The 23960-nt window shown below is 69.4% G+C and carries 23 protein-coding genes; 18 read left to right on the forward strand and 5 right to left on the reverse strand.

Going from position 1 to position 23960, the window contains the following annotated elements:
- The first annotated feature begins 78 nt into the window (after nucleotides 1-78).
- Nucleotides 79-429, forward strand: coding sequence for a VOC family protein (locus NQU54_RS36590; RefSeq protein WP_257634768.1), 351 nt, complete (start codon nucleotides 79-81; stop codon nucleotides 427-429).
- Nucleotides 430-573: 144 nt separating this feature from the next.
- On the opposite strand, the gene NQU54_RS36595 is transcribed toward NQU54_RS36590, so the two are convergent.
- Entirely contained in the window at nucleotides 574-792 is a 219-nt protein-coding gene (locus NQU54_RS36595; RefSeq protein ID WP_257634769.1) for a DUF397 domain-containing protein, read from the reverse strand.
- Nucleotides 789-1661 (reverse strand): helix-turn-helix domain-containing protein, encoded by an 873-nt coding sequence (locus tag NQU54_RS36600; protein ID WP_257634770.1) that lies wholly within the window; start codon nucleotides 1659-1661, stop codon nucleotides 789-791. Before NQU54_RS36600 ends, NQU54_RS36595 begins: the two co-directional genes overlap by 4 nt.
- A gap of 237 nt (nucleotides 1662-1898) precedes the next feature.
- On the opposite strand from NQU54_RS36600, the gene NQU54_RS36605 reads away from it, so the two are divergent.
- Nucleotides 1899-2321, forward strand: a complete 423-nt coding sequence (locus tag NQU54_RS36605; RefSeq protein ID WP_257634771.1) for an ATP-binding protein — start codon at nucleotides 1899-1901, stop codon at nucleotides 2319-2321.
- A 56-nt stretch (nucleotides 2322-2377) separates the two neighbouring features.
- Here NQU54_RS36605 and NQU54_RS36610 read toward each other — a convergent pair whose 3' ends face one another.
- Together NQU54_RS36610 and NQU54_RS36615 are read right to left on the reverse strand one after the other, a co-directional pair.
- Nucleotides 2378-2893 (reverse strand): hypothetical protein, encoded by a 516-nt coding sequence (locus tag NQU54_RS36610; RefSeq protein ID WP_257634772.1) that lies wholly within the window; start codon nucleotides 2891-2893, stop codon nucleotides 2378-2380.
- 98 nt (nucleotides 2894-2991) lie between these two features.
- Entirely contained in the window at nucleotides 2992-6585 is a 3594-nt protein-coding gene (locus NQU54_RS36615) for a phage tail protein (RefSeq protein ID WP_308408526.1), read from the reverse strand.
- A gap of 316 nt (nucleotides 6586-6901) precedes the next feature.
- Between NQU54_RS36615 and NQU54_RS36620 the strand changes: the two genes are divergently transcribed.
- The 13 genes from NQU54_RS36620 to NQU54_RS36680 all read left to right on the forward strand — a co-directional run bounded on the left by NQU54_RS36620 (nucleotide 6902) and on the right by NQU54_RS36680 (nucleotide 18908).
- Entirely contained in the window at nucleotides 6902-8470 is a 1569-nt protein-coding gene (locus NQU54_RS36620) for a phage tail sheath family protein (protein WP_257634773.1), read from the forward strand.
- A 35-nt stretch (nucleotides 8471-8505) separates the two neighbouring features.
- The gene (locus tag NQU54_RS36625; RefSeq protein ID WP_069860626.1) at nucleotides 8506-8949 is read left to right on the forward strand and encodes a phage tail protein; all 444 of its coding nucleotides are present in this window, start codon (nucleotides 8506-8508) and stop codon (nucleotides 8947-8949) included.
- Entirely contained in the window at nucleotides 8949-9380 is a 432-nt protein-coding gene (locus tag NQU54_RS36630; RefSeq protein WP_257634774.1) for a hypothetical protein, read from the forward strand. The genes NQU54_RS36625 and NQU54_RS36630 overlap by 1 nt, the downstream gene beginning before the upstream one ends.
- A complete protein-coding gene (locus tag NQU54_RS36635; RefSeq protein WP_087684351.1) occupies nucleotides 9377-9520 on the forward strand; it encodes a DUF6760 family protein in 144 nt (47 codons plus the stop codon). Before NQU54_RS36630 ends, NQU54_RS36635 begins: the two co-directional genes overlap by 4 nt.
- A 6-nt stretch (nucleotides 9521-9526) precedes the next feature.
- Entirely contained in the window at nucleotides 9527-11215 is a 1689-nt protein-coding gene (locus NQU54_RS36640) for a hypothetical protein (RefSeq protein WP_257634775.1), read from the forward strand.
- A 25-nt stretch (nucleotides 11216-11240) separates the two neighbouring features.
- Nucleotides 11241-11672 (forward strand): phage tail protein, encoded by a 432-nt coding sequence (locus tag NQU54_RS36645; protein ID WP_069860622.1) that lies wholly within the window; start codon nucleotides 11241-11243, stop codon nucleotides 11670-11672.
- Between the two features lie 3 nt (nucleotides 11673-11675).
- A complete protein-coding gene (locus NQU54_RS36650; protein WP_069860621.1) occupies nucleotides 11676-12479 on the forward strand; it encodes a CIS tube protein in 804 nt (267 codons plus the stop codon).
- Between the two features lie 3 nt (nucleotides 12480-12482).
- Nucleotides 12483-14402: a VgrG-related protein gene (locus NQU54_RS36655; RefSeq protein ID WP_257634776.1), complete on the forward strand. Its 1920-nt coding sequence runs from the start codon at nucleotides 12483-12485 to the stop codon at nucleotides 14400-14402.
- Between the two features lie 110 nt (nucleotides 14403-14512).
- Nucleotides 14513-14788 (forward strand): PAAR domain-containing protein, encoded by a 276-nt coding sequence (locus tag NQU54_RS36660; RefSeq protein WP_257634777.1) that lies wholly within the window; start codon nucleotides 14513-14515, stop codon nucleotides 14786-14788.
- A gap of 2 nt (nucleotides 14789-14790) precedes the next feature.
- Nucleotides 14791-15198 (forward strand): GPW/gp25 family protein, encoded by a 408-nt coding sequence (locus tag NQU54_RS36665; RefSeq protein WP_020866084.1) that lies wholly within the window; start codon nucleotides 14791-14793, stop codon nucleotides 15196-15198.
- Nucleotides 15195-17180: a putative baseplate assembly protein gene (locus tag NQU54_RS36670; RefSeq protein WP_257634778.1), complete on the forward strand. Its 1986-nt coding sequence runs from the start codon at nucleotides 15195-15197 to the stop codon at nucleotides 17178-17180. The genes NQU54_RS36665 and NQU54_RS36670 overlap by 4 nt, the downstream gene beginning before the upstream one ends.
- A gap of 1 nt (nucleotide 17181) precedes the next feature.
- Nucleotides 17182-17742, forward strand: a complete 561-nt coding sequence (locus NQU54_RS36675; RefSeq protein ID WP_257634779.1) for a phage tail protein I — start codon at nucleotides 17182-17184, stop codon at nucleotides 17740-17742.
- Nucleotides 17739-18908 (forward strand): NADase-type glycan-binding domain-containing protein, encoded by a 1170-nt coding sequence (locus NQU54_RS36680; protein WP_257634780.1) that lies wholly within the window; start codon nucleotides 17739-17741, stop codon nucleotides 18906-18908. The genes NQU54_RS36675 and NQU54_RS36680 overlap by 4 nt, the downstream gene beginning before the upstream one ends.
- A gap of 116 nt (nucleotides 18909-19024) precedes the next feature.
- Here NQU54_RS36680 and NQU54_RS36685 read toward each other — a convergent pair whose 3' ends face one another.
- Nucleotides 19025-19783, reverse strand: coding sequence for a GntR family transcriptional regulator (locus NQU54_RS36685; RefSeq protein ID WP_100805263.1), 759 nt, complete (start codon nucleotides 19781-19783; stop codon nucleotides 19025-19027).
- A 107-nt stretch (nucleotides 19784-19890) separates the two neighbouring features.
- Between NQU54_RS36685 and manD the strand changes: the two genes are divergently transcribed.
- From manD to NQU54_RS36700, 3 genes are read left to right on the forward strand one after another with little or no spacing between them, the layout of a single operon-like run.
- Nucleotides 19891-21108, forward strand: a complete 1218-nt coding sequence (gene manD / locus NQU54_RS36690; protein WP_257634781.1) for a D-mannonate dehydratase ManD — start codon at nucleotides 19891-19893, stop codon at nucleotides 21106-21108.
- The gene (locus NQU54_RS36695) at nucleotides 21105-22538 is read left to right on the forward strand and encodes a mannitol dehydrogenase family protein (RefSeq protein WP_257634782.1); all 1434 of its coding nucleotides are present in this window, start codon (nucleotides 21105-21107) and stop codon (nucleotides 22536-22538) included. Before manD ends, NQU54_RS36695 begins: the two co-directional genes overlap by 4 nt.
- Before the next feature lie 34 nt (nucleotides 22539-22572).
- Complete coding sequence (locus NQU54_RS36700) at nucleotides 22573-23958, forward strand: MFS transporter (RefSeq protein ID WP_257634783.1); 1386 nt, start codon at nucleotides 22573-22575, stop codon at nucleotides 23956-23958.
- Nucleotides 23959-23960 lie beyond the last annotated feature (2 nt).

Raw genomic sequence — 23960 nt, forward strand, 5'->3', positions numbered from 1 at the left:
AACACAACGCCACCGCCACCGCCACCGCCACCGCCACCGCCACCGCCACCAGCTGACTCACGCCCCGGGGAGCCCGCGATGACCGTCCGCCGTGTCGTACCCAACGTCCGGTCCGAAGCGATGCGGGAGAACCGGGAGTTCTACGGTCTCCTCGGCTTCGAGGAGGCGATGAACCAAGGCTGGATCATGACACTCGCCTCCACCACCAACCCCACCGCCCAGATCAGTGTGATGACCCACGACGAGACCGCCCCGGTGGTCCCCGATGTGAGCGTCGAGGTGGACGACGTGGACGCGGCCTACACGGCGATGTGCGCCAGCGGTGCCGAGATCGTGCACTCCCTGCGGGACGAGGAATGGGGCGTCCGCCGCTTCTTCGTCCGCGACCCCAACGGCCGCGTAATCAATGTACTGAGCCACCGCAGCTGACCCGGTACGTACCACCCGCCCACTGGACCAGTGTCGCCGCCATGACGAGACGACGCCACCGCGCATCCGCCCTCCCCGTAACGCCGATGAGCGCACGCAGGGTGGACGTGGTCGGCCTCGCCGTTGAACTCCCGCAGTGCCTGCTCAGCCGCCAAACCCGCCAGCCTTGACGCTGCTCACAAAGCCGACCCATGCATCAACGGAAAGAGACAGAGCGGGCCTATCAGGCGACTTGGAGTCGCGCACCTCAACCTTCACCCTCAGATCCGCGACCTCAAGGCACTCATTGCCCTCTCCACCGCTGTAGCTGCTCTTGAACCAAACCGCTGCTATCGGACCAGCGGAAGGGGCGCGCTCCGTCACGGGGACAGCTCCTGTCGGACTTTGGCCAGCAGCCGCAGAGACGCTGAGGGGTCGGCTGCCTGCGATCGAAGGTAGTCGAAGGTCAATTTATAGGACCGCACGTCCTCTGCCTCGTCCAGATACAGGCCACGACGGCGCATCTCGATATAGACCACGGCCATGGAGTTGAGCGGGTTCCGCTCGTCGTCTCGCCCCAAGACCACGAAGTGACCCGTACCCGCCGCATGGGCGCCAGCCGTGAACGGCAAAACCTGAATGTCGACGTTCGGAGTCTGGGCCATCTCATGCAGATGGGCCATCTGCTCAGCCATGACAGCCCGCCCGCCGACGTCGCGCCGCAGCACGGCCTCATCGAGAACCACCCACAGATGCAAGGTCGGGTCCCGGCGCAGGATTTCTTGCCGCTGGATCCGCGCGTCCACCATGCGCTCGATCTCTCCGTTGGAACTACGCATCTCCCGTGCCTGGTGGATCGCCAGAGCGTACAGGCGCGTCTGGAGCAGGCCGGGGACGACCGTGTTGGCGTAGACGTGTTCGTACGCCGCCTCATGTTCGAAGGACACCAGCGGGTCCATCCACTCCGGCACAGCGCTGTTGCCCACCCACCAGCCATCGGTTTGCGACTTGGCCACCTTGACGAGCGCGTCCCGCTCTCCAGCGGACGCGTCACAGGCATCGGCCAGCGCCTTGACCGTGGCCCAGCGGATACGTGCCCGGTCCTGCCACATCTCATAACGGCTGACCGTCGCCTTGCTGACTCCGGCGCGCTCTGCCACCTGGGCCTGCGTCAGGCCGCAACGCTCCCGCAAAGCGATCAGCCCACGGGCGATCTGCATACGCCCAGCAGGCCCCGTCAGCGTTGCGGTCATGCCTCAACTCCCTCCACCAGCCAGGCAACTGTGCCTGACGAACTACTCATCAACGCGCCGAGCGTACGGCTCAGACGCATTCGTTCGAGGCTGCATCGCAAGCAGTCACTCACATGAATGAACTACACAGAGACGAAGACCATTCATTGAACTCCAATGGCAAGCTTCTCATGAACGTCGCAGATTGCTCTTTGACAGCTCCGACCTGCATGCCACCGCTCGACATGAGGAGTAGCCATGACGTCACGCCCTCTACCAATCGGCAGCCCATCCGAGCATTGGCGCCTCCCACGCCATCCACGCAGCGTTGGACGCGCACGTCAGCGACTTCGGCAGGAACTGACGGCAAGGCGGATCTCAACCGACATGCTGGCGACAGCGGAACTGCTTCTGTCAGAGCTGGTCACCAACGCGGTACAGCACGCGCACGTCCTGCCGGGCCGAGAGATCGAAGTGAGCTACGAGCTGTCCAACAGTCACCTGCGCGTCGAAGTCGCCGACGCCTCGGACGAACAGCCGGAGCAACGCGCAGTGGATAACAACGACGAGCGCGGCCGTGGCCTACTGCTCGTGGACGCCCTTGCAACGAAGTGGGGTGTAAGCCCTCAGAGCATCATCGGCAAGTTCGTGTGGTTCGAGCTGCCACTGCCGATGGACTGACTCCACCGCGACCCAAGCAGCGCGCCTGAATCGTGAGCCGGGCAAAGTGTGGGGTTTTACTCTTCCATCAATGTTGAACCATCGGGGAATTTGAGTTCCGCCACATGAGACAACATGTGCGCGTAGGACAGAAAAGCCGGTTCGATGGACCCTTCAAGCGGATCCCCGTTGTAAGAGTCGTCCCACAGATCCTCTAGTGAAAATTCATAAATCCGCCTGTCGGAGGAGTGTGCCAGGTTGATCGCAATATAGTGATCCGCACCATACCACGACCCGATCGGATACACGCCAGCTTCCCCGACTAAAAATTCCATCTCCTCCTCATCCACATTCCCGAGGGCGATCTCGAACCACTTCACCACGTCCGAGTCAGCAAGTGTGCACTCATAGTCGTAGCCGTCAAATCTCGCCAGCGCAGGTGGGTGCACAAAAGAGAGTGTCATTAGGGTTTGACGAAGCCATACTGGAAGATGAATCCCATCCCTGGATTCGAGGCCATCAATCAGACCGCTATGGCCCTTGACAAATACCAGGGACGGAAATCTGTGAACGAACCTCCTCAGTGCTTCCACATCGCCACTATCAAGCGATGAATTAGATACCCAGCTCAATGCGTCAGAATAACGGCCCGTCGAATCAACTCGGTCGCCATGCGAGGTTCCATCCACACTTAGGTCCAATCAGAGAAGTTCTTTTCCACCTGCTTAAAATTGTCCTGCTGATTCACCTTGGCCACTTCGTTCTGGTCTTTATCCACGGCCAGCGGGTGAATTTCGAGCGGAAAATCACGCACTCCATCCCAAATCCACGTCCGCATGTGAATCTCCGCGTTTGCCGCAGCATCCCTGATTGTCTGAGCTGCGGACAGCACATTCCTCAGCCCATCATGAAATTTCTTCGTCCCCTTCGTCTTCGGCTTCCCAGCCACGTACACGGCCCCAACATGGCCGCTCGGGACAGTGTATTTCTTTCGCTGCCCATCAACCTCGTACTCTTCCGCACGAGGAGGCGCGTCCGAAAGATTATGAAATACCAGATATGCCGTATAACTACGCAACTCGTGCTGAAGATCAATCCACCGAGCGCCATCCACCGCATCTTGCTCACGCTTTATTATTTCCAAAATCCGATCACTAGGAATCCACTCATGATGGCCATCCACCGCACCACGGAACCTATCCTTGACGAATTCTCGAGCCTCTCCGAGCGGAGGCTTATTCCACGCCTTACCAAAGAATTCCATATCTACTTTGTAGTGCCTACCACCCCATTCCACCGACTCATGCCCGCCGCCTGCGATCTTCTTAAGGAAGGCGACAATACCCTTTTCACCTTTCGCGCTCGGGACGGCAATGCGCAGAATCTCCTTGTAATTGGCGCTACTGAGTTCGATACTCCCGCCAGCCACAAGCTCCTCTGGGCTGGCTTTTGCAACAATCTCAAACCTATCGGATTTCTCCGAAAATTCCGCTCGCAAGGACTTTAGCCCATGCGGCCGCAATCTACCCAACACTTCTCGGATAAGTGAGTCCAGGCGCTCTCGATCCGGCAAGGGCTTCGACGTTGGAGCGCGGAGCATGTTACGCGCCTCACGCTTGACATCGACTCGCCCATCTCGGGTTGGTTTCGCATGACTCCCACCCCCGCCTACCCCTTGCGGAGAATCCGAATTATTAACAAGTCCACCCGCATTCTTTCGTTTCCTGATTTTCTTGCGAACGTCACGAGAATTCTTTCTAATCTTCCTCCAGAGCTTTTTGCCTGCCTGGGCGATTTTGGTGACGATTTTGTCTATGGCTCGGTTGACCGGGCGGGAGACTTTTTGGAAGACCTGTTTGATTTTGTTGGCCAAGCCGCCGATGCCGAGCAAGGACGCGAGGAGGCCGATGAGGAGGGGGATGCTGGCCGCCAGGGCGGTTTCGATTGTTTTGGGGACGCCGGCTGCGCCGCCGTTGGCTATGGCTATGACCGCGTCCAGGACCGCGTTGACGAAGTCGACGACCTGGGCGCCCTGGTTCACGACGAAGGAGACGATGTCGATGATGGCCTTGGCCGCTCGAACGAAGGCGGAGGCGGGGTTGAGGAGGGAGAGGATCCAGGTGATGCCCGCGATGATGACCGTGGGGATCAGGTAGGACTTGAGCTCTTCGAGGATGGTGGACTTCAGGTCGCCGGTTTCGGCGGTGATTTCCTTTGCCGCGCCTGCCGGGCCCTCCGTCGCCAGCGCCTTCGCGACCGGGACCGATTGTTCGGCCTTGCTCATGGCCTGGTCGGGGACGCCCTTGCGGGTGATGCGGGAGCGGATGTTCGCCCAGGTCAGGCCCAGCAGGGAGGCGATCAGCTGGATTATGCCTTTTAGGTCGAACTTTGCGGGAATCTCTATTCCGGCTTTGACGCTCGTGCCCAACAGCCAGGACACCAGGCCCGATTGGAGGTGGGTGCCGATGTTGGACATGAACTGCTGGAGGCCGGCGCCGACGGAGCGGACCAGGTTGCCCAGGAAGCCGATCGGGTCCTTGATGATCTTCATGATGGCGCTGGCGGCCTTGGCCAGGATGCCCATCAGGAGGTTCTTGAGATCGTTGATCGTCTTGATGACACCGACGACCGCGTCCACGGCCTTCTGGACCAGCCCCTTGTTCGCCTCCTGGAGTTTCTTGATCTCCTCGTCGACCGCGTTGAGGGCCTGGGTGTACTTCTGGGCCAGGGTCTGGACCAGTTCCTTCGATTTGTCGTTGACCTCCGATTCGAGGTCGTCGAACTTTCCGGCGAAGTCCTTCGCCGCGTCCTGGCCGTACTTCTTCAGATCAGCGGGGAGCTTGTCGACCTCCGCCTTCAGTTCGGCGCGGCCCTTGGCGATACGGGTTTTCGCCTTGCCCAGTTCGGTGCCGATCGTGTCGGCGATGGAGGAGATGACGCCCTGCATCTGGTTGACGTAGAGCTTGCGGGACTCCTGGAAGAGCTGATTGGCCTCCTCCGGCATACCGGCGATCTTGTCCTTGGCCCATTTGGCCGGGCCCCAGAAGCCGCCGTAGCGCTTGTCCTTGTACTCCTTCATCCGGCGCTTCTGGTCTTTGTTGAAGGCGTCCCGGGCCTTCTTCTCGCCCTCCTCGAACTGTTTGTCGACCTTGCCGTCAAGGCCCTCGAGGATGCCCTCGACGTCCTTCTTCGCGGCGTCGAAGACCTTTTGGAGCTTTGCGGTGACCTCCTCCCGCTTCTGCTCGTCCTTCGACTTGGTCTCGCCCTTGCCGCCGTCGACCTGCTTGCCCGCGCCCGCGCGGGCGGCGGTCAGGGCGGACATGGCCTGGGTGCCAGCCCCGGCGGCGTGTGATTTCGCGGTGGCGAGCTGCTGTTTCTCGCCCGCGCGGGCCTGCCCGGGGGCCGTCGCTGAGTGCTGTTCGGCCTTCTTCTTCTCGCCGAGGGCGGCGGTGAACTCCGGTTCGTTGCTCTTGGCCAGTTGCTCCTCGGTGACGTCCGCGTCCGCCATCTGCTGGTCGGTCTTCTTCGGGCCCTCGGAGAAGTCCGTGACCTCGGGCGGCTGTTGCTGCGGGGTCGCGTCCGCCGCGTTCGGTGCGCCCGGGTTGGCCGGAGGCTGGTCCGGCTTCATCGGGGTGACTTCTTTTTCCTTGGCCTGCGAGGTGTCCGGGGCGGCTTTGGTGGTGGTCTCGATGTCCTTCGACGACGCGTTCTTGCCGTCGGTGACCTTGCCGTCGACCTCGCCCTTGATCTTGTCGGCCTTGCCGGAGTCGGCGAACTTGTCGGCCTCGTCGAGGTTCTTGGGCGCCTGCGCGGCGATCGCCTCGTTCACCGCCGCGATAAAGCCCGCCTTGTCGAACTCCCCCGGTTTGGCGGCGTTCATCTTCTCCGCGTTGGCCGCCTTGCCCTGTGCCTCTTTGTCGTCCGGCGGGGCCACCGCCGCGTCCTGGGCGGACCGGGACTCCGCGGCCGCGGGGTTGTGCTGGGCCAGCTTCCGCTTCTTCGCCGCCACATCCGACTGGACCTTGCGGAAGCCGGGGGCCTGGGACGGTGGGGGCTTCACCGGCGCCGCGTAGCGCTGGGCGACCAGACGCGAGACCGCCGAGTTCCCGGCCGCGGTCTGTAGGCGCTGGAGGTGACGGGGGGCCAGACCGGGAGCGGGGGACGGAGGGACCGGGGCAGGGGTGGGGGTGGGGGTGGGGGTGGGGGTGAGAGCAGCCGTCTGCTCCAAGGCCGAGACCGAAGCCGAGGCCGGATCCGCGACCGGGGGCGCGACCGGGGGCGGCACCGGGCGCTCCTTCGGCCCGGCCCTCGCGGCCGCGGCCGGCTTCCCTGACCTCTCCGAGGCAGACTTCATCGCAACATCCGGTCACCGGCCGTCCGGCGATACGTCCGCGACATGTCTGTCAGGGTGCTGGGTCGGCACGCTCCGAGCCCGGGGAAGGCCGGGTAGTGATGGGGGCAAGAATGTCTGCCCGATAGGGAAAGGAAATCGGCTGCCTCTCGGGCAGGGCGCTCTGTACGCGGGGGCGGCCGAAAGCCCGTTCCCGTTGATCCTTTTCCCGGGAATAATCGATCTCGTTTCCCCGGTCGAGGAGAGTGGCATGCCGTCGTACTTGTCCCCGGGTGTCTACGTCGAAGAGGTGGAATCCGGGTCGCGGCCGATCGAGGGGGTCGGGACCTCGGTCGCCGCCTTCATCGGGTTCGCGCAGAAGGGACCGTTCCACGAGCCGACGCTCATCACCAACTGGACGCAGTTCACCACCGTTTTCGGGGACTTCGTCGAGGGCACCTACCTCGCCTCCTCCGTCTACGGCTTCTTCGCCAACGGTGGTGGCATCTGCTATGTCGTGCGCATCGGCGACGCGGAGGAGGCGGAGCCGGGCGAGGGGCGCGCGGGCACGGCGAAGGAGGTCGCCGCGGGGCCTTCGGCCCAGCTCGGGCCGTATGTCGTACGCACCCTGCCGGGTGTCACCGGGGAGATCACCGTCGAGGTGGCCGACCCCGAGGGCGACGACCCGCCGCAGGACGTCTTCGCGCTGGTGGTCAAGCGGGACGGAGTGGTCGCGGAGACCTACCCGGCCGTGACCACCAAGCGCAGCAAGGAGAACGTGGCCACGCAGGTCAGGGCCCGCTCCCAGCTGATCAGGCTGGAGGAGCCGGGTAAGGGCGCGGCGCCCGCGCGGCCCGAGGCGCAGGTGGTGACGCTCGCCGCCTCACCCGGGGCCGGCCCGGGGGCCGGGGCGGCGGTGGTGCCGGACACGCTGTCGGCCGATTCCTACGTGGGGGATCCCGACCGGCGGACCGGATTCGGCGGTCTGGAGGCGGTCGAGGAGGTCACCATGGTGGCCGCACCGGACCTGATGAGCGCCTACCAGCGGGGTGCGGTGGACCTCGAGACGGTGATCACGGTGCAACGCGGTCTGATCACCCACTGCGAGGCGATGGGCGACCGGATCGCCATCCTCGATCCGCCGCCCGCCCTGAGCCCGCGCCAGGTCAAGACCTGGCGGGAGGAGACGACCGGATTCGACTCCAAGTACGCCACCCTCTACTACCCGTGGATCAAGGTGTTCGACCCGGCCGTGGGCCGGGACGCCTTCATGCCGCCGAGCGGGCATATCGCGGGGGTGTGGGCGCGGAACGACGAGACGCGCGGGGTGCACAAGGCCCCCGCGAACGAGGTGGTACGGGGCGCCGTCGCGCTTCAGACGCAGATCACCAAGGGTGAGCACGACCTCCTCAACCCCATCGGGCTCAACTGCATCCGTGCCTTCCCCGGCCGCGGCATCCGGGTATGGGGCGCACGTACCCTCGCCGATGACACGTCCTGGCGTTATCTCAATGTGCGGCGGCTCTTCAACTACCTGGAGGAGTCGATCCTGGCGGGCACCCAGTGGGTGGTCTTCGAGCCCAACGACGACGCCCTGTGGGCCCGTGTCCGGCGCACCATCTCGGCGTTCCTGGTCAATGAATGGCGCAAGGGCGCACTCTTCGGGCTGACCCCCGACGAAGCCTTCTATGTGAAATGCGACCGCGAGACCAATCCGCCGGAGTCCATCGACGCCGGGCAGGTCATCTGTGAGGTCGGGGTGGCTCCGGTGAAGCCCGCGGAGTTCGTGGTGTTCCGGCTCGCCCAGCTCTCCGCGGGCACGGGAGCGGTTGACGAGTGATGACCAGCACGACCGACCGATCCTAGGAGGCTGGTATGCCGCTCCCCGAACTCGACAGTTCCGTAGGGCATTCCTTCGGGCTGGAATTCGACAGTGTGCTCATCAGGCAGATCACCGAGGTCAGTGGTCTGAAGATGGAGCAGGACGTGATCGAGCTGAAGCAGAACACCGCCGATGGAAAGTATGCGATCAAGAAGCTGCCGGGCCGTCCCAAGGCCGGTGAGGTCACCGTCTCCCGCGGTCTGACCGAGGACAACAGCTTCGAGCAGTGGATCAAGGATTCCCGGTTCGGGAAGATGACCAACGCCCGGCGCAACGGCTCCATCATCGTCTACGACTACGAGGGCATTCCGATCAAGCGGTACAAGCTCATCAACGCCTGGCCCAAATCCCTGGAGATCAGCACGCTCAAGGCCGGTGACACCTCCGTGCTCACCGAGAAGCTGGCCATCACCTACGAGAGCGTGGAAGTCGACTGATGCGGCGCACCATCGCGGCATCCCCCGAGCGGGCGGACCCGGACCGGCAGACCGAGACCCTGCGGACCGAATTCCCCTTCGAGCTGCCGCGCGGGTACGTGGACGAATCCGGAACGGTGCACCGCGACGGCGTCATGCGGCTGGCCACCGCCCGGGATGAGCTGGTCCCGCTGCGGGACGACCGGGTGCGGGAGAACTCCGCCTATCTGTCGGTGGTGCTGATCTCCCGGGTGATCACCCGGCTCGGCTCGGTCGAGGACATCCATCCGGGCGTCGTCGAGGACCTGTTCGCCTCCGACCTCGCCTTTCTCCAGGACTTCTACCGCAGGATCAACGCCGAGGGGCACACCCGGGCCGCAGTCACCTGCCCCTCGTGCCAGGAGAGCTTCGCGGTGGATCTGTCCGGTGGTGGTCGCCTGGGGGAATCGTGACGTACGCGGCCGACCGGATCCATCAGGAGGTCGCGTACCTCGCCTACCACTTCCACTGGTCCCTCGACGAGATCCTCGACCTCGAGCACACCGACCGGTTGCGGTACGTGGATCACATCGCCCGGCTGAACGAGCGGTGATGTGAGATGGGATTGCTGTCCTGGCTGGCCGGACGACGGCAGAGCGGTACGGGGAACACGGCACACACCGGAACGGAGACGATCGCGAGCCCCCAGGCGCCTCCCACCACACCGGGGTGGCGGGAGGTGCCGCCGTTGCAGCGGACGGTGGCGGCGCCCGAACTGGTGACCGATCCCGCCGGTTTCCGCGCGGGGCTGGGGACATGGCAGAACGCGTCGTTCCTCGGGACGCTCGGCCATCTGGTGAGCCCGGAGGCTCCGTCAGGCGTGGGACACGGTCTGGCCACGCCGCCCGCACCGCCGCCTGCCGATACGCCGGTCCCGACCCGCGGCACACCGCCGACGGTGAGCCGTGCGGTCGGTCCCGTCGCGGCGCGGGAGTTCGCCACGCCCCGGAGCGCGCCCGTACAGCGGGCGGCGGAAGGTGCCGTCACCCCGGACGCACGGGAGGTGGAGGGTGCCATCACCCCGGACACGCCGGAGGTGGTCGAGCCACTGATCTCCGCCCGCCCTCCGGAGAGACGGATCCGTCAACTGACCGCGCTTCCCCTCACGGCGCCACGGGCCCGTACGGAGGCGAGCGACACACCGCCCACAACGTCTCCCTCCCCGCCCTCGCCACCGGTCCAGCGGTCCGCCGCCTTCGGACTGGGCGAGCCACTGAGCGAGTTGCCGCCGACCGCCCAGCGCAGGCCCGCGGCGAGCACCGGAGCCCTGACGCCCGAGGAACCGGGAGCCGCGCCGCCGGAACCGCCGCGCGGCGACGCCCCGTCCAGGCCGCTGCTCCCCGACGACCCGCTGGTGGTACGTACGGCGGACACCGCTGCGGCACCCGAACCGACGGCCGCGCCCGCATCCGCGGCCATGCCCGTCCCGCTGCAACGGGCCACCGCCACCGGGACACCGATCGGGGCCGAACCCGCCCCGGCGGCGGGGCCCGTGGTGCCGCTGGTGGCACAGCGGTCGGTGCCGCTGTTCTCGGGTACGCACGCGGTACCCCCCACACCCAGCGGCTCCGCACCCGAGCCGCCGGTCGTACCGCTGCGGTGGTCGGCCGCCGATGGCCCGTCCCCCGCGAGGCCGGGGGTGACCGCCACCGGCAGGCCGCCGACCACACATCGCTCGGCGGCGCCCACCGCCCAGCGCTCAGTGGCGCCGGGGGCCACCACTCCCCCATCCCCGGCCGCCAGGCCCCTGGCACCGGCCACCGCGCCACCGCGCCCGGCCCGTCCGCTGGTCGACGCGGGTTCGGTGGCGGTGGCCTCGGGGGTGGCCCAGCGCATGGCAGACGGCTCCGTGGTGTTCCAGCCACCAGGCGTTCCGCCCGCCCCTTCCCCGCGGGGGATACAGCGGGCGCGGTTTCTCCCACCCGTACAGCGCGATGCCGAGACCCCGGAGATCCCCGACATCCCTGATCCGCCCGAGCCCCCTCAGCCGCCCGATCCACCCGAGCCGCCCGAGCCGCCGCCGTCCGGCCCGTCCTCCGGGCCCGCTCCCGGCCCGTCCCCCGGGGGCGCGCCCCATGACGGCGGCCCCGGAGGGCCGGGGGGACACGGGGAGGGGGGCAAGGGCGGGGCGCCCAAGGTGGACGACGAGCTGGTCCGTGCGCTGTACGGCCCCTTGAGCCGGCTGCTGAAGGCGGAGCTGCGGCTGGAGCGCGAACGGGCCGGACATCTGATCAACACCAGGCACTGACAAGTGCGGAGAGAAGGGACACGGCATGCCCGTTACCGATGACCCGGCGGTCAGCGTCTGTTTCGTCGTCACGGTCGACGGCATCGAACTCGGCTCGTTCAACACCTGTGAGGGCCTCGGCTGCGAAGTGGTGCTCGAACAGCGGGAGGAGGGCGGCAACAACGGCCATCTGTGGCAGCTGCCCACCCGGCTGAAGTACCCCAACATCAAGCTGTCCCGGCCACTGACCCGTGACACCGAGAAGGTGGCCAAGTGGTTCGCGAGCATGACCACCGGGATCGCCCGCCGCACCGCGCATATCGAGGCGCGGACGGGCGACGGCCACAAGGTGGCCCAGTGGGGTCTGCTGGAGGTGGTGCCGGTGCGCTGGACCGGGCCGTCGTTCAATCCGGAGTCGCCCAAGGTGGCCATGGAGACCATCGAGATCGCCCACCACGGCTATGTGATGGAGGGCTGACCCATGAGCTCACCCGTGGCGTTCAGCGCGGCGGGCGGCGGGGCCGCCGCGGGCAGGGGAGGCGGCGGGGCCCGGCCCAAGCTGGAGCACGCCTATCTGGAGCTGCGCACCCCTCCGCCGGGGGGCGGTCTGACGCCGGGCGGGCCGTGCGGGCGGATCGACTTCCAGTTCAACCCCAAGGAGCTGAGCCTGACCAAGGCGGCGGCCTGGAAGCGCACCCCGGCCAAGGGGGCGAAGAGCGCGGGGCCGCCCGAGTACCAGGGGCCGCAGCCCAGCAAGCTGACCGTCGAGATGTTCTTCGACGCCAGCGACACCCACGACACCAGCGTGGTGACCTCGGTGGAGCGGCTGTTCACCTGCTGTGTGCCGACCAGCGAGACCCGGCAGCAGCAGCGGGCCTCGCCGCCATGGGTGGTGTTCCACTGGGGCGGGCTCACCGGGTTCCCCGGCTATGTCAGCCAAGTGCAGGCGAAGTACACCCTGTTCACCACCTCCGGTGTGCCGATCCGGGCGGTGTGCCAGGTGACGATGGAGGAGATCACCGGGGAGACCCCGGGGCAGAATCCGACGTCGGGCACACTGCACGCACGCCGGGTGCACCGGGTGCGCACCGGCGACACACTGCCGCTGCTGGCCTGGCGCGAGTACGGCGATCCGGCCGCGTGGCGGGTCATCGCGGAGGCCAACGGGATCGACGATCCGATGCGGCTGCCGGGCGGCCTGGAGTTGCTGCTTCCGGCACCGGACGAGCTGGACCGCGACGAGGGGGCCGCGGCCCACGGCGACGGCCACGGCGGGGGGCGGTGAGCGATGGCCGGGCAGAGCGTCGCCAAGGCGCTGGTGGTGGAGTTCGGCGGCCGTCCGCTGTCCCCCACACTGGCGAACACGCTGGTCGAGGGGTATGTGGACGACAGCCGTACGCTGCCCGATCTGTTTGTGCTGCGCTTTCGCGACCCCAGCCGGGTGCTGCTGGAGAAAGCGGGGGTGGAGATCGGTACCGAGGTGCGGCTGCTGGCCGGTGCGGGCGGCGGGCCCTCACCGCGTCCGCTGCTGACCGGGAGCGTCACCGCGCTGGAGGTGGAGATCGACGACACCGGCACCTTCACGGTGGTGCGCGGTCTGGACGAGTCGCACCGGCTCTTCCGGGGCCGCCAGGTGGCCAGCTACCAGAACATGACCCTCGCCGACATCTGTGTCCGGGTGGCGCGGCGGGCGGGGCTGAAGCCGGGCAAGGTCGATGTGGCGGGCCCGGTGCTGGAGCATGTGGCGCAGCCGAACATCAGCGACTGGGAGTTCCTCCGCGGGCTCGCCGAGGAGGCGGGCGCCCAGGTGTATGTGACGGATGGAAAGCTGCATGTCGCCAGGCCCACCGAGGCGGGTGGCGCCCCGGACACCTCGGCGCGTGCCGCCCGCGATCCCCTGGTGCTGGAGATGGGGGACAATCTGCTGCGCTGCCGGGCCGGGGTGTCGGCGGCCGAGCAGGTGTCCACGGTCGAGGTGCGGGGCTGGGACGTCAAGACCAAGCAGCCGCTGGTGGGCCGCGCGGATGCCGGCAAGGCCGCGACGCTGGACCTGGGGGTGACGGCGGCGGAGGTGTCGCGGACGTTCGGCGAGGCCAGCTTTGTGGTGTCCGACGCGCCGTACGGGCAGCAGGCGCAGGTGGACCAGGCCGCGAAGGCCCTCGCGGCGCGGATCGCGGGGTCGTTCGCCGAGCTGGAGGCGGTGATCCGGGGCAATCCGGAGGTGCGGGCGGGGGGCGCGGTCACCCTGGCCGGGGTCGGCAAACCCTTCGAGGGACGCTACACCGTCACCTCCTCGCGGCATGTGTTCGACCCGGTGCGTGGCTATGAGACGTGGGTGACGGTGTCCGGGCAGCAGGAGCGTTCGCTGTTCGGGCTGACCGGCGGCGGATCCGGTGGCGGCGCGGAGACCCCCTCCCGGTGTTCGGGGCTGGCCAACGGCACGGTCACCGACACCAAGGACCCCGACGGGCTCGGCCGGGTCAAGGTGCGGTTCCCCTGGCTGTCCGACGAGTACGCGAGCGACTGGGCGCGCACCGCCCAGGCGGGCGGGACCGGTGGCGGGGAGGCGTTCATCCCCGAGGTGGGCGACGAGGTGCTGATCGGTTTCGAGCAGGGACATCTGGACCGCCCGTATGTGCTCGCCGGTCTCTACAACGGCAAGGACAAACCGGGGCAGGGGCAGGCCGCTTCGGGGCAGGGGCAGGGTCTCGGTCCCCAGCAGGGCCAGGGCGACGGCCAGGAGGCGCAGGCGGTCGACCCCACCAGCGGTGCGGTCAACAAGCGCGCCTTCGGCTCCCGTGGCGGCAACAAGCTGGAGCTGCTCGACGCGGCCAACGGCCCACAGGGCGTACGGCTGGTGACCGGCGACGGAAAGCTCAGGATCAACCTCGACCGCAAGGGCACGGCCATCGTGGTGCACAGCGACGGCACGGTGGAGATCGAGGCCAAGGAGCAGGTGTCCATCAAGGCGGGCAGCGGGGTGTCCCTGGACGCGGGCGACGGCACGCTGGAGCTGGGCGGCGCCACGGTGAAGCTGACCGCCCGCGGCGGTGTGGAGGTGGACGGCGGCAACGGCCAGGTGAAGCTGTCCACCGGCGGCTCCGTGGAGGTGCGCGGCAACCAGGTGGCGGTCGGCAGCACCACCCGCACCGAGCTCAAGGGCGGGGACTCGCTCTCCGTCAACGCGCCCATGGTGCGCATCAACTGACACGGCACGAGGCACCTCACACGACACCGCACACGACAGCAGATACGACAGCGAAGAGACAGCCGAAGTGATCAGCGAAGAGAGAAGCGACCGGGCAGGGGGCACAGCACATGCCAGCAGCCGCACGCGTCGGCGATCCCACCGGCCACCCCGGGGTGATCGGCCCGCCCGGGGAGCCCACCGTGCTGATCGGCGGGCGGCCCGCGGCCACCGTGGGCACCGCCCACCAGTGCGGTTCACCTGCCGCGCACGGCCCGTCGGCCATCGGCCCGCCGGGCAGCTCCACGGTGCTCATCGGCGGCCGGCCGGCGGCGCGGGTCGGCGACACCGCGGGGTGCGGCTCGCCGATCACGTCAGGGTGCCCGAGCGTGTGGATCGGAGGGTAGGGATGGGACGGCAGTTCATCGGCGCGGGCTGGGCCTTTCCGCCGCGTACGGACGCCACCGGATCGATCGCCCTGGTCCGGGAGGAGCGGGAGATCGAGGAGTCGATCCGGCTGATCCTGGCCACCTCGCCCGGTGAGCGTCCGATGCGCCCCGAGTTCGGCTGCGCGCTCGGCGACTATGTGTTCGCGCCCGCGGACGCCGGTACGGCCGGGCAGCTGGCCTACGAGGTGCGGCTGGCCCTGGAGCGGTGGGAGCCGCGGATCGAGGTGGCGGACGTCGCCGTCCGCTTCGACGAGGCGGACAACGGGGTGCTCTACATCGACATCAGCTACGCGGTGCGCGGCTCCAACGACCCGCGCAACCTCGTGTTCCCGTTCTATGTGATCCCGCACAGCGAGGAGGGCGGATGACGCTCCCCAGCCCGAACCTGGACGACCGGAGGTTCCAGGGTTTGGTGGACGAGGCCAAGCGGCTGGTGCAGCAGCGCTGTCCGGAGTGGACCGACCACAATGTCTCCGATCCGGGCGTCACGCTCATCGAGGCGTTCGCCACCATGGTCGACCAACTCGTCTACCGCCTCAACCGGGTGCCGGACAAGAACTATCTGGCCTTCCTCGACCTGATCGGGGTGCGGCTGTACCCACCGACGGCGGCGCGCACCGAGGCCACGTTCTGGCTGTCGGCACCGCAGCCGGAGCCGGTGCGGATCCAGGCGGGCACGGAAGTGGCCACGGTGCGCACCGAGACCGAGGAGGCGGTGGTCTTCACCACCGGCCGGGATCTGTCGGTGGTGCCGTGCGAGCTGAACCACCTGGCCACCTGGCCCGCCACCGGCGATGCCGCCAACCGCTCGGAGGAGCTGGGGCTGGGCCGCGATGTGCCGTGTTTCGGCCGTACGCCCACCCCCGGGGACTGTCTCTACCTGGGCCTCTCCCAGCCGGTTCCGGGCTGTGCGGTGGTGCTGCGGCTGGACTGCCGGGTGGACGGCGTGGGCGTGGATCCGCGCCGCCCGCCGCTGCTGTGGGAGGCGTGGGACGGCGACGCCTGGGTCTCCTGCGAGGTGGAGAAGGACGACACGGGCGGGTTCAACAAGGCCGGCGAGGTCATCCTGCATGTGCCGGCCACCCACACCGCCTCGGTGCTGGTGCGCGAGTCCGGGGGGTGGCTGCGCTGCCGGCTGCTGGAGGCGGCGGCGGACCAGCCCACCTATGTGGCCTCCCCGACGGTGCGTCAGGCCAGTGCGTTCACCATCGGCGGCACGGTGGAGGCCGCACACGCCGAGAACGTGGTCGAGGAGGTCCTGGGCCTGTCGGAGGGGGTGCCGGGGCAGGGTTTCCGGGTGGCGCGGCCGCCGGTGGTGGCGGGCGAGGAGCCGTTCGTGGTGGAGGTGGCCGAGGGCCACGGCTGGGTGGAGTGGACGCGGGTGGACAACTTCGCGCACTCCACACCGTACGACCGGCACATCACACTGGATCCCAACTCCGGACAGGTGGACTTCGGCCCGGCGGTGCGGGAACCCGACGGCACCCTGCGGCTGTTCGGGGCGGTGCCCCCGAAGGGCTCCCCTGCGCGGGTGCGCTCCTACCGTACGGGCGGCGGGCACCGGGGCAATGTGGCGCGGGGTGCGCTGCGGGTGCTGCGCAGCTCGCTGCCGTATGTGGCGCGGGTGGAGAACCGGCGCCCGGCGCTGGGCGGGGTGGACGGCGAGACGGTGGAGAACGCCCGGGTGCGGGGCCCGCTGACGCTGCGCACCCTGCACCGGGCGGTGGTGCCGCACGACTTCGAGCAGCTGGCCCGCGAGGTGGCGCCCGACGCGGCCCGGGTGGCGTGCGTCCCGGCGGGCGAGGCCGACGGCGGTGGCACTGCCGGTGGTGGCGAGGCGGAGGATCCGGCGGGCGGGGTGCGGCTGCTGGTCGTCCCGGCCGGACGTGACGACGAACGGGGCCGGATCCGGTTCGAGGAGCTGATCCCGCCACCGGACACCCTCGCCATGATCTCGGCCTATCTGGACGAGCGGCGCCCGATCGGCACCCGGCTGTCGGTGGAGCCGCCGTACTACCAGGGCGTCACCGTGGTCGCCTCGGTGCAGGCGGGGCGCGGGGTGGCCGTCGAGCGGCTGCGGGAGGCCGCGCTGACCGCGCTGTACGGCTACTTCAACCCGCTGACCGGCGGGCCGGAGGGGCAGGGCTGGCCGTTCGGGCGGCCGGTGCACTCCGGTGAGGTGTTCGCGGTGCTCCAGCGGGTGCCGGGGGTGGATCTCGTCGAGGACGTACGGCTGTTTCCGGCGGACCCGATGACGGGGCAGCGGGCGGAGGCCACCACGAAGATCGAACTGGACCGCCATGCGCTGGTGTTCAGCTATGAGCACCAGCTGCGGGTACGGGAGGCATGACGTGCGCGGAACACTTCCCGGGCTGCCCACGGCCCATCCCCTGCTCCATCAGCTTCCCGCCGTCTACCTCGACCATCCGTTCCTGGAGCGGTTTCTGAGCGCGCTGGACGAGCTGCTGGCACCGGTGCTGCTCACCCTGGACAATCTGCCCGCGCATCTGCATCCGCGCACCGCGCCCGAGGATCTGCTCGCATGGCTGGCCGGATGGGTGGCGGTCGAGGTGGACGCGGAGCGCCCGGTCACCCAGCGGCGCGCGGTGGTGGCGAGCGCCGTCATCCGCCACCGGCAGCGGGGCACCCGGCAGGGGCTGGCGGCGGCCGTGCGCGTGGAGACCGGGCTCGAACCGGAGATCACCGAGAGCGGAGCCACGGACTGGTCCACCCAGCCGGGCTCACCACTGCCCGGCTCGCCACGGCCATGGGTGATGGTGCGGCTCACGGTGCCGGACGCCGATGCGGTGGCGCCGACCCGGCTGCGGCTGGAGAGGCTGCTCGCCGAGGAGGTGCCGGCGCATGTCGTCTACCGGGTGGAGGTCACGGCAGAGGGGACGGGGACGCCATGATCTGCCCCGAATGCGGACACCGCAATGCGGCGGGGGCGCACTTCTGCGCTTCCTGCGAGGCGTTCCTGGCCTGGGACGAGGAGCCGGACCGGCGGCCGGGCCCCTCGGCGCCGCCCGCCACTCCACAGCCCACCGCCCCTCCACAGCCCGCCCCTCCACAGCCCGCCGCTCCGCCACCCGCCACTCCGCCGGTCTCCGGTACGGGCGAGGGCCCGCGCCCCGCACCGTCCACCCCGGCCGCCACCCCGCCCGCCACTCCGGCCCCCGTGCCCCCGCCCGCCGCGCGGCCGGAGGAGCCCGCGGCGGCGCCCCGGCGGCCCGGAGACCCGCTGGACGACACCGGCACCGGTCCCGACCACCGGCCGGACGCGCCGGACGCGCCCCCGGCCGCGCCCCCGAGGCCGGACGCCCCACCGCACCGCCCCGGCCGCCCATGTCCCCGGTGCCGCGCCGACAATCCCGCGGGCCGCAGGCTCTGTGTGCGCTGCGGCACCCTGCTCGACTCCGGGCCGCCGCTGCCCGGTCCGCCGCGTCCGCTGCCCTGGTGGCGCCGGATCTTCCGGCGCGACGCCCAGCGCCCGCTGGCCGCGGGCAGCAGGCCCAGGCGCCGGACCTGGCCGCGGCCCCGGCTGACCCTTCCGATCCTGGTGCTGGTGCTGGCAGCGGCCGCGTGGTTCGCCCGGTCCCAGCTGTCGGAGGTCTTCACCTTCACCCAGGACCGGACCGGCGATCCGAAGGCGCTGCATCCCACGGCGGTGCGCGGCTCCAGCCAGGCGCCCGGCCACCGGGCCCAGGCCGCCTTCGACGGCTACAACAACCGGTACTGGGCGCCGGCCGCCGCGGGCCCCGGCACGGACCAGTATCTGGAGGCCGACTTCGACCGGCCGGTACGGCTGCGGAAGCTGCTGATCACCTCGGGGCGCTCGGCGAAGGCGGATGAGTTCCTGACCCAGGCACGCCCCTCCGAACTCACCCTCACACTCGTCGACTCGGAGGGCGAGCGCACCACGAAGGGCGTCAACCTCCAGGACCAGCCAGGTCAGCAGAGCTTCGATGTGCGCGGCTCGGACGTGGTGCGGATCCGGCTGACGGTCGACGCGGCGTACGGCGCCCGGTCGGACCGGCGGACGGCCATCGCCGAGGTGGAGTTCTTCGGCCGTCAGTGACGCGGTGCGCGTCACCGACGGCCGGTCGAGGGCGCGCGGCAAGGCCGCGACGTTCGAGCGCGCGGCCCAGCGGGGCGACTCCGGTCGAGGGCACGGCCGCGCGCGAGACGGCCGGGTCAGCCGTCGCCCCGCGAGGCGGTGCGGCGGGCGCTGTCGCGGCGGGGCTTGAGGGGGGTGTCCTCGTCGCTGAAGAGCTCCGGGTGCTTGGCGCGGATCTTCTCCACATCGCTGAAGACCAGCCGCAGATGGGAGCGGAGCGACGCGTCGGCCCGGTCCAGATCGCCCTGTTCCAGCAGGTCGACCACCTCGCGGTGCTGGCCGATGAGCAGGGACATCTGCTGGGTGAGCGGCAGTGACAGCCTGCGGGCCCGGTCCAGCTGGGCCTTGGCCTGGCTGACGACCGGCCAGGCCGAGGCGTGTCCACTGGCGGCCATCAGCCGGGCGTGGAACTCCTCGTCCAGCTGGAAAAAGCCCTCCATATCGGACTGGCGGTCGGCCTCCTCCTGCGCGGTGAGCAGCACCCGCAGCTCCGCCACATCGCGCGCGGTGGCCTTGCCGACGGCCTCCCGCAGCGCGGCGCACTCCAGCGCCTCCCGGATGAACTGGGCGGAGGCCACATCGCGCTCCCGGATGCGCGAGACGAACGTGCCCATCTGGGGGTAGATGTCGACCAGGCCCTCGTCGGCGAGCAGGATCAGCGACTCGCGGACGGGGGTGCGGCTCACCCCGAGCTCGGCCGCCAGATCGTTCTCCGAGACGGCGGAGCCGGGCTCCAGCTCCAGGCCGACGATGCGCGAACGCAGCACTTCATGGACCAGTTGCCGGGTGTTGCGCCCCCGGGAGCGTGCCGCGTGCAGTCCCTCCGCCGATGCCATCCGACCCCTTCCGAACCCTTGACTCGACTTGCTGACGTACTTGTATGGTAGCCGACCGACAGCCCGGACTCCACCCCGGGAGCCCGCTCAGTGAGGAGCCCACGCACATGGCCACGATCACGGAGGCCAAGGTCATCGTCACCTCGCCGGGTCGCAATTTCGTGACCCTGAAGGTGACCACCTCCGACGGCGTGACCGGTCTCGGTGACGCGACCCTCAACGGCCGCGAGCTCGCGGTCGCCTCCTATCTGGAGGAGCACCTCGTACCGCTGCTGATCGGCCGCGACCCCGCCCGTATCGAGGACACCTGGCACTACCTCTACAAGGGGGCCTACTGGCGCCGCGGCCCGGTGACCATGACCGCCATCTCCGCCGTGGACACCGCGCTGTGGGACATCAAGGGCAAGGTCGCGGGCCTTCCGGTGTACGACCTGCTGGGCGGCAAGGCCCGCGAGGGCGCCATGGTCTACGGCCACGCCAGCGGCGGCGACATCCCCGAACTCCTGGACGACGTGGCCCGCTTCCAGGAGATGGGCTACCGCGCGATCCGCGCCCAGGCCGCCGTCCCCGGCTCACCCGGCACCTACGGCATCCGCCACGGCACGGTCGCCACCGTCTACGAGCCCGCCACCGGCGCCCTGCCCGAGGAGCAGCCCTGGTCGACCGAGGCGTACCTGGACTTCGCACCCCGCTATCTGGAGGCGATCCGCGAGCGGTTCGGCTTCGGCTTCCATCTGCTGCACGACGTCCACCACCGGCTCACCCCCACCGAGGCCGGACGGCTCGGCCGCGTCCTGGAGGAGGTGCGGCTGTTCTGGATGGAGGACCCCACCCCCGCCGAACTCCAGGAGTCCTTCCGCCAGATCCGCCGTGCCACCGACACCCCGATCGCGGTCGGCGAGGTCTTCAACTCCATCTGGGACTGCCAGCAGCTCATCACCGAACGGCTCATCGACTACATCCGCGCCTCGGTCGTACACGCCGGTGGCATCACCCATCTGCGGCGGATCTTCCACCTCGCCGAGCTGTACCAGGTGCGCACCGGCTCGCACGGCGCCACCGACCTGTCGCCGGTGAGCATGTCAGCCGCCGTCCACCTCGATGTCACCGTGCCCAACTTCGGCGTCCAGGAGTACATGGCACACGATCCGCTCACCCACGAGGTGTTCCGGCCGACCTACCAACTGCGCGACGGCGCCCTGCACCCCTCGGCGGAGCCCGGCCTCGGCATCGAACTCGACGAGGAGGCGGCCGCCCGCTTCCCGTACGACCCGAAGTACCTTCCGGTGAGCCGCCGCACCGACGGCACGGTGCACGACTGGTGAGCGCCGCCTCCCCGCCGCGCCTGTCCCTGGCCACCCTGCCCCGCGTCCCCGCCGAGAGCCGCCCGCCGATCGATCCGCGGGCCCTGCGCCCCCGGATCGTGCATCTGGGCATCGGCGCCTTCCACCGCGCCCACCAGGCCCTCTGCACAGAAACCGCCGAGGCCGCGCACGGCGGCGGCTGGGGCATCGCCGGTGTCACCCAGCGCAGCCGGTCCGTCGTGGACGCGCTGCGCCCGCAGGACGGGCTGTACTCGTTCACCGAGCGGCGCCCCGACGGCCCCGCCACCCGTGTGGTCGGCAGCGTGACCGAGGTACTGCACGCCACCGACGACGGCACCCGCCTCGGCACGCTCCTCGCCTCCCCCGAGGTCACCGTCGTCACCCTCACCGTCACCGAGAAGGGCTACCGGCGCGACGCCACCACCGGCGGACTCGCCCTGGACGACCCCCTCGTCCGCGGCGACCTGGCCGGACGGCCCGCCCCCGCGAGCGTGGCCGGGCAGCTCGCGGCGGGGCTGCGCGCCCGGCTGCGGGCCGGCGGCGCCCCCGTATCGCTGGTCTCCTGCGACAACATGGCCGACAACGGGACCGTACTGCGCCGCCTGGTACGGGAGTTCATCGCCGCCACCGCATGGGACGACCGTGACCGCCTACTGGACTGGATCACCGGCTCGGTCGCCTTCCCCGCCACCGTCGTCGACCGCATCGTCCCCGCCACCACCGACGCCGACCGGCGGACCGCCGCCCGCGCGCTGACCGTGGCCGACGAGGGCGCGGTGACCGGCGAACCGTTCACCCAGTGGGTGCTCCAGGACATCTTCGCCGCCGACCGCCCGCACTGGGAGGAGGCCGGAGTGCGCTTCGTCGCCGATGTCGCCCCCTACCAGCTCGCCAAACTCCGGCTGCTCAACGGCTCCCACTCGCTCATCGCCTGCCTCGGGCTCGCGAACGGCCGCCGGACCGTCGCCGACGTCCTGGCCACCGGATGGGGCGAGGAGACCGTACGCGCCTACTGCGCCGAGGCCGCACAGAGCCTGCCGCCCACCGAAGGGCTGGACCTGCCCGCCTACATCGACAGCCTGGTGGACCGCTTCGCCAACCCCGCGATGGAACACCGCGTCCAGCAGATCGCCATGGACGGATCCCAGAAGATCCCCGAACGGTGGCTGGCCCCGCTGCGCGAACTGCGCGCCGCCGGACGGGACACCCCCCTCCTGGCCACCGCCCTCGCCGCCTGGGCCCGCCTCACCCGCGACCACCCACTGGACGATCCACGGGCCGAGGAGTTGCGCCGCGCCTGGGACGGCCCGCACACCGAGGCCCCGCGCCGGCTGCTGCGGCTGCTGGGCGCCGAGGACCTCGCGGACGACACCGCCCTCGTCGCATCCGTACGGGCGGAGCTGGACTCCGGCGCCCGGCCCCCGCGCTGACCTCACGCACCGTCCCCGCAAAAGGAGAGCCGCCTTGCAGACCCCCAGAGCCGTCCCCGCCACCGGCACACCGCCCCAGGACGACGCCACGACCGGGCCACCGCGCCCGCGCGGCCTGCGGCACAACACCCGCTGGCTGATGGTCTTCCTCTGCTTCCTGGGCATGACCGTCAACTACGTCGACCGCGCCACCATCTCCATCTCCCTGCCCTATATGACCGATGACCTGCACATCGGCCCCGAATGGCAGGGCGTCATCCTCAGCATGTTCTTCGTGACCTACGCACTGGGCCAACTGCCCGCCGGAGCGCTGATCGACCGCTACGGCGAGAAGCGCATGTTCGCCATCGGCGGGCTGATCTGGTCCGTGGTCACCGTGGGCACCGGATTCGTCCGGGGCATCGGCAGCCTGCTCTTCGCCCGCCTCGCCCTCGGCGCGGGCGAGGCCCCGGCATACCCCTCGTGCGCCAAGTCCGTCTCCCGCTGGTTCCCGGTCCGCGAACGGGCGCTGGCCAACAGCGTCTGGGACAACGGCGCCCGCGCCGGCACCGCCGTCGCCGCCCCCGTCGTGACCGCGCTGATCGCCTGGCAGGGCTGGCGGATGGCGTTCTGGGTCACCGGCGCCGTGGCCCTGCTGTGGGTCGCGCTGTGGCTCAAGGCGTACCGCGAACCCTCCGCCCGCGGCGGGCTCAGCGCCGAGGAGCGCGCCTACATCGTGGCGGGCGGCGCCCGGCTCGAGGCGCACCCCGCCGAGCAGAGCCCCGCCGGAGACACGGCGCCGGAGGAGCCCGCCGTCCGCTGGCGCGACCTGTTCCGCCACCGCACCGTCTGGGGCATGATGATCGGCTTCTTCTGCCTCAACTACGTCATCTACTTCTTCATCACCTGGTTCCCCACCTACCTCGTCGACGCCCGCGGCTTCGACCTGCTCAAACTGGGCTTCTACGGCGCCCTGCCCGGCATCGTCGCCATCGGCGGCAGCCTGCTCGGCGGCTGGACCAGCGACACCCTGCTGCGCCGCGGCTGGTCGGTGAGCCGGGCCCGCAAGACCTGTCTGGTGTGCGGGATGCTCTTCTCCTCGGTCATCGCCTTCGCCGTACTCGTCCCCAGCGCCATGTGGGCCCTGGCCCTGCTGTCCGTCAGCTACGCGAGCCTGGCCTTCTCCGCCGCCTCGGTGGCCAGCCTGCCCGCCGACGTGGCGCCCACCCCGCGCCATGTCGCCTCGCTCGGCGGCATCCAGAACTTCGCCTCCAACCTGGCCGGAGTGCTCGGCTCGACCACCACCGGCCTGCTGCTGGGCTTCTTCAACCACTCCTTCGTCGCACCCCTGATGCTCTCCGGCGCGCTGTGCGTGGTCGGCGCCCTCACCTACGGCCTGGTCATCAAGCGCGTCGAACCGCTGCGGCTGACCACCGACTGAGC

The sequence above is a fragment of the Streptomyces malaysiensis subsp. samsunensis genome, assembly GCF_024519315.1.
In the GTDB taxonomy this organism is placed as follows: domain Bacteria; phylum Actinomycetota; class Actinomycetes; order Streptomycetales; family Streptomycetaceae; genus Streptomyces; species Streptomyces malaysiensis.

What these genes read in the sequence shown, in the direction of transcription:
- NQU54_RS36590 (WP_257634768.1), top strand. Translation starts at nt 79, where the DNA reads ATGACCGTCCGCCGTGTCGTACCCAACGTCCGGTCCGAAGCGATGCGG.
- NQU54_RS36620 (WP_257634773.1), top strand. Translation starts at nt 6,902, where the DNA reads ATGCCGTCGTACTTGTCCCCGGGTGTCTACGTCGAAGAGGTGGAATCC.
- NQU54_RS36670 (WP_257634778.1), top strand. Translation starts at nt 15,195, where the DNA reads ATGACGCTCCCCAGCCCGAACCTGGACGACCGGAGGTTCCAGGGTTTG.
- NQU54_RS36685 (WP_100805263.1), bottom strand. Translation starts at nt 19,783, where the DNA reads ATGGCATCGGCGGAGGGACTGCACGCGGCACGCTCCCGGGGGCGCAAC.
- NQU54_RS36650 (WP_069860621.1), top strand. Translation starts at nt 11,676, where the DNA reads ATGAGCTCACCCGTGGCGTTCAGCGCGGCGGGCGGCGGGGCCGCCGCG.
- NQU54_RS36645 (WP_069860622.1), top strand. Translation starts at nt 11,241, where the DNA reads ATGCCCGTTACCGATGACCCGGCGGTCAGCGTCTGTTTCGTCGTCACG.
- NQU54_RS36655 (WP_257634776.1), top strand. Translation starts at nt 12,483, where the DNA reads ATGGCCGGGCAGAGCGTCGCCAAGGCGCTGGTGGTGGAGTTCGGCGGC.
- NQU54_RS36630 (WP_257634774.1), top strand. Translation starts at nt 8,949, where the DNA reads ATGCGGCGCACCATCGCGGCATCCCCCGAGCGGGCGGACCCGGACCGG.
- manD (WP_257634781.1), top strand. Translation starts at nt 19,891, where the DNA reads ATGGCCACGATCACGGAGGCCAAGGTCATCGTCACCTCGCCGGGTCGC.
- NQU54_RS36665 (WP_020866084.1), top strand. Translation starts at nt 14,791, where the DNA reads ATGGGACGGCAGTTCATCGGCGCGGGCTGGGCCTTTCCGCCGCGTACG.
- NQU54_RS36600 (WP_257634770.1), bottom strand. Translation starts at nt 1,661, where the DNA reads ATGACCGCAACGCTGACGGGGCCTGCTGGGCGTATGCAGATCGCCCGT.
- NQU54_RS36640 (WP_257634775.1), top strand. Translation starts at nt 9,527, where the DNA reads ATGGGATTGCTGTCCTGGCTGGCCGGACGACGGCAGAGCGGTACGGGG.
- NQU54_RS36660 (WP_257634777.1), top strand. Translation starts at nt 14,513, where the DNA reads ATGCCAGCAGCCGCACGCGTCGGCGATCCCACCGGCCACCCCGGGGTG.
- NQU54_RS36605 (WP_257634771.1), top strand. Translation starts at nt 1,899, where the DNA reads ATGACGTCACGCCCTCTACCAATCGGCAGCCCATCCGAGCATTGGCGC.
- NQU54_RS36680 (WP_257634780.1), top strand. Translation starts at nt 17,739, where the DNA reads ATGATCTGCCCCGAATGCGGACACCGCAATGCGGCGGGGGCGCACTTC.
- NQU54_RS36625 (WP_069860626.1), top strand. Translation starts at nt 8,506, where the DNA reads ATGCCGCTCCCCGAACTCGACAGTTCCGTAGGGCATTCCTTCGGGCTG.